The following is a 12,513-nucleotide window of genomic DNA, read 5'->3' on the forward strand; positions in this document are numbered from 1 at the left end:
GCTTGTGCCGATTAGCATTACACTTACCTTGCGGATAACCCGGACGGGCTGGTCTATAGCCGTCCGGGCCGTATTCAAAAGGTAAGTCCACGGTGAGCGGGGTTGCAGCCTCGCTCACCATTTCATGAAAATATGCGAGTTCGCACATTTTTTCAATCTCCACTTACATCGGGAAACCGGTGCACCGCCGCGATTTTCCTCTTCCATGAAGGCACGAGCGCCGAGCGCGTCACGGCCGATTGCTCATAGGCATGGATGAAATGCCGCGGCCTGACGAGAATGCCCGCATGCTTGGCGGCGCAATCGGGCCGCCAGCGGAACAGCAGCAGGTCGCCGGGCTCCGCTTCGCCGATCGGCAGCGGCCCGCCGAAGAGCCGGCGCGCCGCGTCCAGCAACCGGTCCTCGCCGCTCCGTTCCGCCCAGTCGGGCGCGTAAGCCGGCACCGGCCCGGGCTCATCGCCGTAAAGCTCTCCCCAGATGCCGCGGATCAGCCCGATGCAATCGCAGCCGATGCCCCTCGCCGCCCCCTGATGCCGGTAGGGCGTGCCGATCCATCCTTCCGCCAGCGCAACGACCCTGTCGCCCATCGCACTCATTCGAAGATCGGACCGCCGTCATGGACCCGCTCCCCATCCGCGTAGGAATAGGCGAAATCGGCACCCGGAACATGCGGAAAGCCGCGGAAGTTCAGATGGTTCGCAAAACGCGCCCTGCAGGTCGCGAAAGACTTGTCGCAGCCCGCCGTGACCGTGAACGCATCGCCCACCGCAACCGGCTCCTGCAGCGGCAGCCAGAAGGTCAGCTCCGCCGAACCATCCGCCACCCTCTCGTGGACGTCGACATCCGCCGTCACGCCGTTCGACAACGTCAACATGCCCTGCCGGAAGAACCCGCTTTCGAACCCGCCAAGGCCCGATACCGTGATCCGGCTCGCATCGCGCATCTCGACGACCATGCCTTCGCCGCGCCAGATGGACAGGTCGACGCCGCAGCGCGCATCGCCCAGGCTCGCATCGCAGCGGCGGCCGTAAACCCGCCCCTGCGGCTGGTTCAGCCGATGCGCGAGGCTGCGCAGCTCGGCCCGGAACTGCCCGCCGGCGCGCGAGACCTCGCCGATCTCGCGAACGTTCAGCGGCATATGCTGTTCCGGCATTGCCCAGTTCACCAGGAGGAGTTCGACGCGCGCGCCGTCGTAACGCCCGGCCGCGAGGTCCTCCTCACTGATCGCCTCGCCGGAAAACCCGCCCGTCACCTCGTCGGCACTTGCCGAAAGCCCCGCCGCAGCCTCCGCCTCGCTCGCGGAAAAGCCGCTTGCCGCCGTGAATGTCGTGCCGTCGAAGACGAGATCGCGGTCGTGCTCGGTAAAGCCGAGCACTTCTCCGTCGCGCCGCGTCACCCGCCAGCAGTGGCAGGTCGTCGTCGCCTCGTTCGCGAGATGCGCGGCAAGCGCCGCCGGTATCGCCCTCATGCGAGAACCTCCGTCAATGGAATGGCCGGAATGCGTCCGGCATCGAAATGCGCAAGGTTCAGCTCGATGCGGTCCGTATCGAAGCGCACCGGCACGTCGAACTCGAAACCGGCATGCACCACCGCGCCCGCCGCCGGAACGTGCCCGGCCAGGAACGTGACGATCCCCGTCGCGGCGTCTGCGACGAATGAGCCGGCAGGCTTCGCCACGCCATCCACCGAAACGGCGACCGTCCCCGCCACGGGCTTGGCGATCCGCCGCACCCAGCTCCCGGCGCTGTCCGAATAGGTCTTCACGAGCTGGAAGGCTGCGTTCATGCCGTCGCCCATCCCGATCGCCTGGTCGGATGCCGAAACGGCCCCGCCCGGCCCGCAGGATGTCCAGTCGACCGGATCACGGAACCGGAAGCCGTGGAGCTGGCCGCCGCGCGCCTCGAAGAATTCCAGCACGGCGTAGAGATCGGCGAGCGATTTCACCCCCGAGCCCGCGTCATAGCTTCGCCGCGAATCCCGCCAGCGCTGGTTGCGGCTCTCCCGCCCGTTGGACAGGTTGACGATATCCGTGCGCCGCACCGGCCCGCCGGTTGCCCCGAGCGCCAGCCGCAGCGGAAACCGCACTTCGTGAAAACCGCTCATCGCACCCCCTCAAAGTCCTCTTCGTCCGCGCGCGACGCTGCGCGCCAGCATGGCGGAAACCTGCCCCTCGCTCCTGCGGAAGCTTGCGGCGTCGGTCGCAGTCACGTTGAAGACGATCTGCGGCGCGGCCCCGCCGCCCGTCGAGGCCACTCCGAGCGCGCCGTCCGGTCCACGCCTCAGCGGCAGGATCGCCTCCGCGCCCGCTTCACCCATCAGGCCCATGTCGCCGCCCATCGGAAAGAAGCTCGGGGAACGCACCACGCCGCCATCGGCAAAGGCCGTCACCGATCCGGCCAGCCCGCCGATCACCCCGTTGACGGCATTGCCGAGCGCACTTTCCAGGGGTTTCAGGCCGGCGGCGAGCGCGATATCGCTCAGCCGGCCGCCCAGGCCGCGCAACACGTCCTCAAGCCCTTTTCCACCGCTTGCGGCGGATCTCAAAGCTCCGGTCAGCGCCGCGCCGAAGCGCTGCGACCGGCTCTCCAGATCGGCCATCACGCCGGACAGCGCCTCGGCACTGGAGAGCGTGCCGGCGAATGTGTTCTCGTCGTCTTCCATGATCGTCCCTCCGTCTCCCCGCCCCGAGGGCCTAGGCCCCATCGGGAAACGCCTTCATCAGCGCCTCCAGCCCCGCCCGCTCCATGGCCCCGCCCCGCGGCCGCAAGCCGCCGGTCATGGCGAGGAATTCGACGGGGGTCAGCATCCAGAAATCCCTTGGCGGAAGCCGCAGCAGGCAGAAGCCGGCATGCATCGCCGCCTCCCAGGGAAACGGTTCTGCCCGAACCGTCTTCTCCCCGGCCGCAATTCCGGACGAAAAACCGCCTGGCGCTTGTTCCGGAACTGCTTGCCTGCCTGCTGCGGCTTTCAAGGGTTTGCCGGCAGTTCCTCCCCTTCGGGACCGAAGGTCGCGGCCAACAGGTCGCCGACGATGCGCGCATAACCGCCGATCCCTCCGTCGACGCTCATGGCGGCCACCTCGTCATCGGAGAAAAGGTTGCCCCCGCCCCTCAGCCCGGCGCCGATGACGCGGATCATGTCCGCCGCCTTCAGCCGGCCGGAGGCAAAGCGCTCGGCCAGACCGTTGAGGTCGCCGGCCGCGAAGGCGGTCTCCAGCTCCGCCAGCGCCCCCAATGTCAGGCAAAGGATGCGGCGCTCGCCATCGATCACAGCCTCCACCTCGCCGCGCCTGCGGTTCGCCCGCCCGCCCGCGATCATCACAGCGCTCCGAATGTCAGGCTGCCGGCCGATTCCAGCGCCAGTTCGAAGCGGATCTCGCCATTGTGCTCGCCGGAATATTCCAGCGCCGTGACCTGGAACGGCCCCGCAACCGTGCCGAAGGCGGGAATGAGGACCTGCCAGTTCACGATGCTGCCGGCAAAGAAGGCCGTCCGCACCAGATCGTCGCTCGCCTGGTCCTTGAAGATGCCGGCGCCCGTCAGCGAAGCCCTCTGCACGCCGGCTCCGCCCAGAAGTTCGCGCCAGCGTCCGGCGCTCTCGGCGTCGGTGATGTCGACCGTCTCCGCATTGAAGGCGAGCCGCTTCGAGCGCAGCCCGGCGACCGTCAGGAACGTGCCGCCGTTGTCGATCTTCAGCAGCAGGTCCTTGCCCTTCTGCGCCACCATGGTCCAAATCCTTTCCGGTTAAATCTGATTTCGGCATTGGCGTCCGGATTGAACGGCTCCGGCGCGGAGGGGGAAGAACGGGCCTTCGCAAGCCTATTCCGTCACCGCCCTCAGACGCATCTCGGCCAGATAGAACTTCGTCTTCGGCTCCCTCCTCGTCCGCAGGCCCGTCCGCAGGAGGCTCACCAGCACCGCCCCCTCCAGCGGCAGCGCCGCGTCATGCAGCAGGGCATGGACGATGCCCGCGATCTCCAGCGCCTCCCTCCGGCCGTCGCCCCCGGACCAGATTTCCAGCGTCAGAAAATGCTCCTCGCCGTCCTCCGTCGAGGTCGAATAGTCCCGCGTCTCCATCTCGCCGAACGCCACGCAGGGGAGCTTCGGCCGTGGCGGAAGCCGGTCGCGGATGCCGTCCGCGCCGACGATCGCGGTGAGCGCCGCGTCGCCGGACAGCCGCTGGTGGATCGCCTTCAGAAGTGCGTTCCCGGCCGTCATCGGGCCTCCTCCTCGCATTGGCAGACGAGATAGCGGCGGGTCTCGTCGGGGTCGCGCACCAGCTTCACGGCGAATGTCCGCGCGCCCTTGCGCAACCGCTGGCCCGCCGCGACGTCCTCGCGGAACCGTATCCAGATGCGATGGGTGATCGTGCCGCGCTCGGCGGCGGCCTCTTCGGTCACCAGGAAGGAGACGGGTTCTATCCGCGCCCAGAGCGAGGCTGCCACCTGCCAGTTCACGACGGCGCCGCCCTGTCCGTCCGCCGCCCTCTCCGGCGCTTCGAGGTCGAGCCGCGCCGTCATCTGGCCGGGATCGAAGAAAACGACCATCAGAGCCTCCGAATCCGGAAGGGCGCGATCAACCGTTCGTAGCCATCGGGAATGCCCGCCGGCTGCTGGTCGGGGGAGATCGCGCCGCGGAAGGCGAACATATGGCCGACATGGATCGACATGGCCCGTTTCAGCGTGTCGGGCACATCGGTGCCGGCCTCGCCATAACCCGCCGAGAAATCGATCTCGATGCCGTTGACCGCCCTGCCCGGCTCCGGCGGAGCCCTAAGCCACAGCCGAGCCGGCCGGCCTTCGCCGTCGAGCAGATGATCTTCCAGCGGAACTTCAAGCGCGGTCCCGTCCGCGTCGTAAACCGTAACGTTATGAATCGCTTGTACCGGCGACTTCGCGATGCGGATCACGCCGTCCCGCGGCCAGCGGTCGAGAAAAAGCCGCCAGCCCTGCGTGAGGAGGCAGAGCCCGATTTCCCGCTCCAGATGCTCCCGGGCGGTGCTGATGAGCGAATCCAGCAGCGCGTCCTCGTCCGGCCCGTCGAGACGCAGATGCGCCTTGACATCGGCAAGCGTCAGCGGCTCCGCCGATGGCGGAATGGTTTGGACATAGGTCATTGGGGTCCTCTGGAGGCGAACAGGAATTGGCGAATAGAACCGAGCCGGGCGGAAAGGCGGCCAACGGCCGCCCCCATTGGCTATTGGCTATTGGTTCGCGTGCCAGCATCAGCTTGCCGCAAACTTCACCACCTTGATCGCCTCGAAATTCTGCACGCCGCCGCCGACGCGCTTGGTGGTGTAGAAAAGCACGTAGGGCTTGGCCGAATAGGGATCGCGCAGGATGCGCACGCCCGCCCGGTCGACGACGAGATAGCCGGAGCGGAAGTCGCCGAAGGCGACCGACAGCGAGCCGGCGCCGACATCCGGCATCTCCTCGGCCTCGGCGATCGGATAGCCCATCAGCGAGGCCGGCTGGCCGGCGCTTGCCGGCGGGCGCCAGAGGTAGTTGCCGTCGGCATCCTTGAACTTGCGGATGTCGCCCTGGGTCCTGCGGTTCATCATGAACGTGCCATTCTGGCGGTGGCCGGCCTTCAGCGTGTAGACGATCTCGACCAGCGTGTCGGACGGCCCCGTGACCTTCCAGCCGCCGCCGGTGCCGGTGGCGATGTAGCCGATATTGCCCCAGCTCCAGGAGGCCTCCGCCACGGTCGTATAGGACAGGAAGCCCTTCGGCTTGTTCAGGCCGTCGCCGCGGACGAAGGCGTCGCCCTCCTGCTCGGCGAAGACGATGTCCACCTCGGAGGCGATCCAGGCTTCGATATCGACCGCCGAATCGTCGAGCAGCGCCTGGGTCGCCGCCGGCATGGCGTAGAGTTCCATGGTCGGGAAGGACAGCTCGGCAAGCTGCGGCGTGCCGGTCTGCGGCCGCGCCGCCGTTTCGGCCACCCAGCCGGTCGAGAGCCCGGCCGTCGCGAACGGTTTCTTCAGCACGGCCGAGGAAACGGTGCGGACGGTCGAGAGCGCCCGCATCGGAGAGATCACGGAGACGCGGCGGCCGATCTCGGCATCCGTCTGCGGCGGGACCAGATAGCCGCCATCCGCCCCCGTGCCGGCGGAGAAGGCCTTGGCCTCCAGCTCGCGCAGGCTTCCTTCCTCGCCGCGCCGGACATAGGCGTCGAAGGCGGCCTTGTGCTCCATGACCTCGGCAGACATTTCGCCACCGCCGCCGCCAAGCTGCGGCCGCGCCTTCTTCAGCACGAGCTGGTCGAGCACCTTCTTCTGGTCGTCCATCGCGCGGTTGATGCGGTCCACCTTGTCGCGCGTCACGACGTCGGCCGTCAGCTTCTGCTCGATCTCCCCGAGCCTGCGGTCGTTGACCTCCCTGAAGGCCTCGAAGGCTTCCATGAAATCGTCGAAGGCCGCCGTCACCGTTTCGGGCACGGTCTTCACCTCGGGCGCAACGCCTGCCATCATCCTGGTCTCATCCGTCATATCGTTTTCCTTTGAAGGTTGACTGCATCATCATCTTCGCCGCCCGCCGCATCTGGCGGACGAGCTCGGTCTCCCGGTCCCGGAAGAACCGCGCATGCTTGACGTTGGAAACCCTCGCCGAAGGCAGCATCGGAAAGGTCACCACGGAAATTTCCCACAGATCGGCCTCGAGAATCCGCCGGACGCCCGTCCTGGCGTCGGTGCGGGCCTTGACGGTGCGGAAGCCGATCGAAAGCCCGTCCAGCGCGCCGCTCTTCATCAGCGCCAGCACCTCGCGGGCGCGGGCGACGCCCGGCGACAGGACGCCTTCGACATAAAGCCCGCGGGCATCCTCGCGGATCGTCTTCCAGGCGCCGATCGGTTCGTTCGGATCGTGCTGGTAGAGCATGCGCACGCCCGGCGCCCCGCGTTCGGTGAGCGAGTTGCGGAACGCGCCCCGCTCGATCGTGTCCTTGCCGAGGTCGACCTCGCCGAAGACGCTGGCATAGCCGGAAAAAGTCCCGTCGCCGGCGACGCCGGCAAGTTCCAGATTGGCGAATTTGCGCGCGGTCGGGCGTACAGGCGGGCGCGGCCCGCGATAAGCGTGCATTGGCATTCTCCTGCGATGATTGGAATGGAGGCTGCTCAGCCGCGGCCTTGCCGGGAGCCGTATCTCTCCGCCAGCCGGGCCAGTATGCCGAGCACCCACCAGGCGGAGAGGCTGGCCGCGGCCGAACCGGCCAGCATCACCTCCGCGCCCGAAAGCGTGCCGGCGATGCCGAGCCTTGTCGTCAGCCAGAGGCCGGTCGGGCCGCCGAAGATCAGCCCGAAGCTCACGCCGGTCAGGAACCGGCTCGCCGCCTCGTGGCGGGTCTTCGGCAAAAGGTAGATCAGCGAGACGCCCGCTCCCGCCATGGCGCCCAACACCTTGGCGATGCCGACGCCCGGATCGCTTCCGAGGTCAGACATTTTCAATCCCTCTTTTTTGGATTTGCTGACAAGACCAGCGGCGCCCGGCCGCTTTTCGTCAATCTTCAGAAACGCTTGACGCCGTCTGCTGCGAAGTCGAGTCCACGGGTTCACGCGTTGGGTCAGGTCGCCGGAGCAGACTCAACGACACACGGAACCGGCCCGACAGCGTCATCGCTTCCGGGCGCGAGCCTGCCTTCTAGCGCTCGTAGACGTCTTCGTCTTCCTCTTGCCGGTCATCCTGTCTGCCATGCCGGATGATCAGGATCAGAACCCCTTCGGAATCGATTTCGTATTCGATGAGATAGGGCGCGACAACCATGAGCCGCACTCCGTTGGAGCCAGGCTTGACCCTGCCCATCTCCGGATGCCGCTGCAGCAACGACTGGGCATTGCGCAGCTTTCTGCCCAGCTCGCGGGCAGCCGGAATGCTGAATTTCGCAAGATAGGCCCGCTCCGACCGGATATACTCCGCCGCCATGGCGGAAATCCGGACCCTTTTTCATGCAGCGTCGTGCCGGGATTTGCCATCCTGCGCATTCAGGATGTCCAGTTCCTCAAGCAGATCGTCCATGTCCATCACCCTGCCGTCGCGAACCTCCTGACGTGCCGCGGCAATTTCCAGGAGTTCGCTTCCTTCCGCCGTCAGGTAATATTTCAGGGCGCGCACGATCACCCAGGAGCGGCTGCGGTCCGCCGTCCCGGCGATCGTCTCGATGTCGTTCAGAACATCGAGCGGCAGACGGATGGTGATCGGATCGGACAAAACCGGCTTGTCGGCCATGGGAGCCTCCATTTGTAATACGGCGTATTACAATCTACACGGCTTCCAGCCTGATTAATACCCCACCGCCTCGCGTTTCTCCTCGTCGCTGAGGAAGGCTGCGGCTCCCACCCTTGCCCAGAGCGCCTCGCGTTCGGCCGAAAGCCCGGCGATCCGGTCGAGGTCCGGCTCCAGCCGCAGCCCGTCTCCATACGCCTGCGACAGCCAGGCGGTGAAGCTCGCGGCAGTGCGGGCGATCAGGGGCAGCACCGTCAGCCGGTAGAAGGCGCGGTTTGCTTCCTGATAATTGGCATAGGTGTTGTCGCCCGGAATGCCGATCAGCATGGGCGGCACGCCGAAGGCGAGCGCGATGTCGCGCGCCGCGCCGTTCCTCGCCTCGATGAAATCCATATCCTTCGGCGAAAGCCCCATCGATTTCCAGTCGAGCCCGCCTTCGAGCAGCAGCGGCCGCCCGGCATTCACGGCGCCGGAATATCCCGCCTCCAGCTCCTCCTTCAGCCGCTCGTACTGATCGGCGGAAAGATTGCCGCCGTCCTTCGGCTGGTAGACCAGCGCGCCGGAAGGCCGGGCCGAATTGTCCAGCAGCGCCTTGTTCCAGGCCGCCGCCGCATTGGAAAGGTCGAGCGCGGCGCCCGCCGCCCCGAGCGGCGGAAAGCCGGAATGATCGTCGAGCGGATGGAACAGCTTCAGGTGCATGAGCGACAGGCTCCCGTCGTCCGCAACCTCCGCCGGCAGCCGCCGCGTCGTCCCGCCCGCGCGATAATCGTAGGCCGCGATCCAGCCGTCGCGACCCTCCACCACGCTCACCCGGTCGGGGCGAAGCAGATGCAGTTCGCGCAGGCTCGCGCCGATCAGCAGCGGCTCCACATAGGCATTGCCGGAAAGCAGCAGGTGCCCGTAAAGCGCCTCGAAGAAATCCGGACCGCCCTGCCGCGTATTGGGCCTTGCCAGCAGGACAAGCGCCGGATGCTCCGTCGCCTCGCTCCTCCCCTCGTAGGCGAGCCAGGGCACGGCGGCGGCCGCCTCGGCGATCATCCGCATGGCGCGGTAGGCGACCGGGTTCCGCATGAAGCCGATGCGGGAGAGCGCCGCGTAGGAACGGCCGGACCAATGGGCCGCCCCCTCGCCCGAAAGAAGCGCGAACCCGGCCGCGCTCCCTTGCGCCATCTTGGCCTCGGTCTTCGGAATTTCGGGCACGGTCTGTCGCCCGCGCGTGGAAAACCACGCCCGCCGGAATGGGGATTTCATGTTCGCCTCTCGATCTCACGCGGACGGACGCCCTCCCCTCAAAGGGAAAGGCGGGGATGCCGCTCCGGTCTATTCAATCCATGCATCGCGCCTGCCGAAAATCGATTCCGACTTCGGGCCGATGCTGTCGCGGGGGCCGCCGGCCCCGGCCTCAAACCGGACGGCGCGCCGCCGTCTGGGTGTCGTAATCGGCCGCAAGCCGCATTTCGCGAACCGGCCTCACCCGCTCGATGGATTGCTGGTAGAGCGGATGCGCCTTGTATGCGGCCAGCGCCGCCTCGTCGTCGAATTCGCCATAAACGACGAAATCCACGTCATTGCCGAGCTGGTCGCTCTTCTTGTTGACGCCGATCTCCAGAAGCGTGGCATGCGGTATCTCGGTCAGCAGCGACAGGCCGGACAGAACGGTCTGTCGGTCATTCTCGCTGCGCGCGGTGAAGAAAACGATGTGGCGGATCATGATGCACTCCGATGAACGCACCGCCGGCTATCATATCCGCGGCCCGCATCAAAGCCCCGCGAGCGCCTGCAGGAACGTGCGACCGTATCCCGCCACCAGCCCGGCCCGGTCCTTTCCGTTGATGATCGTGCGGGCGGTGCGCCAGTCCGCCCTGCCGGGCCTGAAATAGTCGTCGAGCCGCCGGCCGGTGAAGCTGCCGCGCCGCATGCCCTCGACGAGGATCGTCACCGCGACATCCATTTCCATCGCCCTTGCGGGATCGGCGACGAGGTCGATGCCCGTCACCTTCGACATCGCCTCGTAGTTCCTGCGGTGGGTGAGCTGCACAAGCCCGCGCCCGAGCCAGCTTTTTCCATCCGTATCCGGCCGCCAGTAGGGCGTCCTGACCGATCCCAGCCGGCCGGCGGCGAAGGCCGCGTCCAGCCTGGCGATCGCCGTCTTGTCCGTGCCGGCCAGCGTCTCGCGGACGGGCTGCATCGTCGCGGCCGTCTCGTGGAAGGCGGTCGCCAGCACATAGGCGAGCGCATCGCGCCGGCCCCCGGGCCACAGCCGGTTCCAGCCGTCGAGAATCGCGCCCAGCCCCCGCACCTGCCCCTCGCCCAGCCGGCCCCGGAACGGTTTCGCCCGGACCAGATCGAAGAAGGCAGCCCGATCAGACGTCATGTTAAGCCTATCCTTTTACCGCGTTGGAAAAGTTTCAATCGGTTTAGAAAAACTAAATCGTTTTAAGCGTTTAGCGAGCGATTTACTTTTCGCCGGCGGTGTGGAACCAACTCCGGCACACGACGTTCATGTCGGCTTTCCGCGGCATGTCGCGCAAGAACGCGCAGCGGTTTTGCGATCGCAGTGTGCTTAAAAACAAAGACCTCAAGCGTGGGAAGCGATCTAAGGATCGCGACACAACCCGGATGAACAAGGAGATCATGATGATGCAGCAGCCCGTGCAGGCCGCCCCTTCCAAGTCGATCCCCCAGCATGTCGTCGAACGCATCGAATCCGAATGGAAGCAGATGCGCGAAAACGCCGCGCCGCAGCCCAAGCCCCAGCGCTGACACCGTACCGACGACCGGGGCCGCGCGGGCTCAGATGCCCCGCACGCGCGGTTCCCCCTGCCCTTCCAGCATCAGCGCCGTCAGCGCCCAGACGAGCGCGTCGAGCCGGTCCGGGGAGCGCCCGGACGACAGTCCCTCGGGGCCGAAGTCGCACATCTGGTCTTCCAGCTCGGTAAACCGCCCGGCATGGGTGACCCGTCCCTGCTCGTAGAGCGCGGCCACCGGTTCCGCCCGCAGGAACTTTCCCCGCGTGGCGCGCACCATGGCCAGCGGCAGGGCCGCATCGACGCTTCTCAGCATCGCCCCCACCATCTCGCCGCCCTGGTTCACCTCGGCCACGACCCGGTCCGCCTGGAAGCGCGAGAAGGCTTTCGCCACCGCATGCGCCCAGCCGGCGGGGCTCATTCCCTCCACGGAGCAATCGGCGAGGACGACCGCCCGGCCGCCCGCTTCCAGCCCCGCCACCACGATGCCGCAGCAGGAGCCGCTGCCCGAACCGGACGGCGGATCGACCGCGACCACGATGCGCCTCAGCGCCCCCGTGAAACGCGTCGTGCAGGCCTCGATGCCGGCGCGTTTCCACAACGCGTCCTCGCGGTCCTCGATCAGTTCGCCGGCGATCTCCTGCCGCCCGAGCCTCGTCCCGCCATAACGCGCTTCCAGCGCGGCGAGGAACCCCGGCGCAAGGTTGCCGGCATTCTCCGCGGTCGATATCCTCGTCAGCCGCGTGCCGGGATCGGCGATCAGTCGTTTGAGGACTGGCACCGGGCGCGGCGTGGTGGTCACGAGCTGGCGCGGATCGGCCCCCAGCCGGAGCCCGAACTGCAGCATGTCGAAGGTTTCCTCGGCGTGCTTCCACTTGGCAAGCTCGTCGCACCAGGCGAAATGGAACTGCGGCCCGCGCAGCGCCTCCGGGTCCTCGGAGGAAAAAATCTGCGCCACCGCGCCGTTCGGCCACACGAGCCGGCGCCGCGAAACCTCGAATTCCGGAGGCTTCGAGCGCGCGACCCGGCAGATGCCGGACACCCCGTCGACCATCACCTCGCGGGCGTCGCCCAGCGTCTCGGCCACGAGCGCGATCCGCAGGCCGGAGCGGCTGCCCGCGGACGCCACGGCATGCACCCATTCGGCGCCGGCCCTGGTCTTGCCGGAGCCCCGGCCGCCCATGATCAGCCATGTGCGCCAGTCGCCCCCGGGAGCTTTCTGCTCGTCACGGCCGTTCACCGTCCAGTCGCGACCGAAGCTGTTCACATGTTCGCAAGGGAAGCTCACTCCGTCGATGACGATCGGAGGCAGGGCGTCCCTGGCGGCCGGCGCGACCGGGACCGGGACTGAGATCGAGACCGGGACCGGATCTTCGCGGGCGGGCTCGTGGCCAGCCATCCTTGCAAGAATCTGACCGGCCGGGTCTTCGGCAGCCATGCAATCGGCCTCATGCTGCTGGTTCACAGCGCTCATCGCCGATTTGTGCACCGTGCCCAGCTTCGACAATCGCTTCCGCTGGCCCCACGCCTCGGCTCCTTCCGCCCGTC

The 12,513-nt window shown here is 67.0% G+C and carries 20 protein-coding genes; 1 reads left to right on the forward strand and 19 read right to left on the reverse strand.

What is annotated here, in order from left to right:
- Positions 1–152 precede the first annotated feature (152 nt).
- The 18 genes from ACFFP0_RS21025 to ACFFP0_RS21110 form a co-directional block, all read right to left on the reverse strand.
- Positions 153–596 carry an NlpC/P60 family protein gene (locus ACFFP0_RS21025; protein ID WP_377264148.1) on the reverse strand — a complete coding sequence of 148 codons (444 nt, stop codon included), beginning with the start codon at positions 594–596 and terminating at the stop codon, positions 153–155.
- Entirely contained in the window at positions 593–1,468 is an 876-nt protein-coding gene (locus ACFFP0_RS21030; RefSeq protein WP_377264149.1) for a phage/gene transfer agent baseplate hub protein, read from the reverse strand. Before ACFFP0_RS21030 ends, ACFFP0_RS21025 begins: the two co-directional genes overlap by 4 nt.
- Positions 1,465–2,103 (reverse strand): phage distal tail protein, Rcc01695 family, encoded by a 639-nt coding sequence (locus ACFFP0_RS21035; protein WP_377264150.1) that lies wholly within the window; start codon positions 2,101–2,103, stop codon positions 1,465–1,467. The genes ACFFP0_RS21030 and ACFFP0_RS21035 overlap by 4 nt, the downstream gene beginning before the upstream one ends.
- 9 nt (positions 2,104–2,112) lie before the next feature.
- Positions 2,113–2,661, reverse strand: coding sequence for a phage tail tape measure protein (locus ACFFP0_RS21040; protein ID WP_377264151.1), 549 nt, complete (start codon positions 2,659–2,661; stop codon positions 2,113–2,115).
- A 31-nt stretch (positions 2,662–2,692) separates the two neighbouring features.
- On the reverse strand, positions 2,693–2,971 hold the full coding sequence (locus tag ACFFP0_RS21045) for a rcc01693 family protein (protein ID WP_377264152.1): 279 nt from the start codon (positions 2,969–2,971) through the stop codon (positions 2,693–2,695).
- Positions 2,968–3,318, reverse strand: coding sequence for a gene transfer agent family protein (locus ACFFP0_RS21050; RefSeq protein WP_377264153.1), 351 nt, complete (start codon positions 3,316–3,318; stop codon positions 2,968–2,970). Before ACFFP0_RS21050 ends, ACFFP0_RS21045 begins: the two co-directional genes overlap by 4 nt.
- On the reverse strand, positions 3,318–3,725 hold the full coding sequence (locus tag ACFFP0_RS21055) for a phage major tail protein, TP901-1 family (protein ID WP_377264154.1): 408 nt from the start codon (positions 3,723–3,725) through the stop codon (positions 3,318–3,320). Before ACFFP0_RS21055 ends, ACFFP0_RS21050 begins: the two co-directional genes overlap by 1 nt.
- Before the next feature lie 93 nt (positions 3,726–3,818).
- Positions 3,819–4,217, reverse strand: coding sequence for a DUF3168 domain-containing protein (locus ACFFP0_RS21060; RefSeq protein WP_377264155.1), 399 nt, complete (start codon positions 4,215–4,217; stop codon positions 3,819–3,821).
- Entirely contained in the window at positions 4,214–4,546 is a 333-nt protein-coding gene (locus ACFFP0_RS21065) for a phage head closure protein (protein WP_377264156.1), read from the reverse strand. Before ACFFP0_RS21065 ends, ACFFP0_RS21060 begins: the two co-directional genes overlap by 4 nt.
- Positions 4,546–5,115, reverse strand: coding sequence for a head-tail connector protein (locus ACFFP0_RS21070; protein WP_377264157.1), 570 nt, complete (start codon positions 5,113–5,115; stop codon positions 4,546–4,548). Before ACFFP0_RS21070 ends, ACFFP0_RS21065 begins: the two co-directional genes overlap by 1 nt.
- Before the next feature lie 108 nt (positions 5,116–5,223).
- Positions 5,224–6,489 carry a phage major capsid protein gene (locus ACFFP0_RS21075; protein ID WP_377264158.1) on the reverse strand — a complete coding sequence of 422 codons (1,266 nt, stop codon included), beginning with the start codon at positions 6,487–6,489 and terminating at the stop codon, positions 5,224–5,226.
- Entirely contained in the window at positions 6,479–7,078 is a 600-nt protein-coding gene (locus ACFFP0_RS21080; protein WP_377264159.1) for an HK97 family phage prohead protease, read from the reverse strand. Before ACFFP0_RS21080 ends, ACFFP0_RS21075 begins: the two co-directional genes overlap by 11 nt.
- A 35-nt stretch (positions 7,079–7,113) precedes the next feature.
- Positions 7,114–7,437, reverse strand: coding sequence for a DUF6107 family protein (locus tag ACFFP0_RS21085; protein ID WP_377264160.1), 324 nt, complete (start codon positions 7,435–7,437; stop codon positions 7,114–7,116).
- A 199-nt stretch (positions 7,438–7,636) separates the two neighbouring features.
- Positions 7,637–7,927, reverse strand: coding sequence for a type II toxin-antitoxin system RelE/ParE family toxin (locus ACFFP0_RS21090; protein ID WP_377264351.1), 291 nt, complete (start codon positions 7,925–7,927; stop codon positions 7,637–7,639).
- Positions 7,928–7,939: 12 nt separating this feature from the next.
- Entirely contained in the window at positions 7,940–8,221 is a 282-nt protein-coding gene (locus tag ACFFP0_RS21095; protein ID WP_377264161.1) for a CopG family ribbon-helix-helix protein, read from the reverse strand.
- Between the two features lie 54 nt (positions 8,222–8,275).
- Positions 8,276–9,469 carry a phage portal protein gene (locus ACFFP0_RS21100; RefSeq protein WP_377264162.1) on the reverse strand — a complete coding sequence of 398 codons (1,194 nt, stop codon included), beginning with the start codon at positions 9,467–9,469 and terminating at the stop codon, positions 8,276–8,278.
- 151 nt (positions 9,470–9,620) lie between these two features.
- Positions 9,621–9,929, reverse strand: coding sequence for a Dabb family protein (locus tag ACFFP0_RS21105; RefSeq protein WP_377264163.1), 309 nt, complete (start codon positions 9,927–9,929; stop codon positions 9,621–9,623).
- 48 nt (positions 9,930–9,977) lie between these two features.
- Entirely contained in the window at positions 9,978–10,592 is a 615-nt protein-coding gene (locus tag ACFFP0_RS21110; protein ID WP_377264164.1) for a hypothetical protein, read from the reverse strand.
- Positions 10,593–10,720: 128 nt separating this feature from the next.
- Between ACFFP0_RS21110 and ACFFP0_RS21115 the strand changes: the two genes are divergently transcribed.
- Positions 10,721–10,981, forward strand: coding sequence for a hypothetical protein (locus ACFFP0_RS21115; protein ID WP_377264165.1), 261 nt, complete (start codon positions 10,721–10,723; stop codon positions 10,979–10,981).
- Between the two features lie 30 nt (positions 10,982–11,011).
- Here the strand turns inward: ACFFP0_RS21115 and ACFFP0_RS21120 are convergent, their stop codons facing one another.
- Positions 11,012–12,439, reverse strand: coding sequence for a DNA-packaging protein (locus ACFFP0_RS21120; RefSeq protein ID WP_377264166.1), 1,428 nt, complete (start codon positions 12,437–12,439; stop codon positions 11,012–11,014).
- Between the last annotated feature and the right edge of the window lie 74 nt (positions 12,440–12,513).

The organism is Neorhizobium puerariae (assembly GCF_042429745.1).
GTDB classification, from domain to species: Bacteria; Pseudomonadota; Alphaproteobacteria; order Rhizobiales; family Rhizobiaceae; genus Neorhizobium; species Neorhizobium puerariae.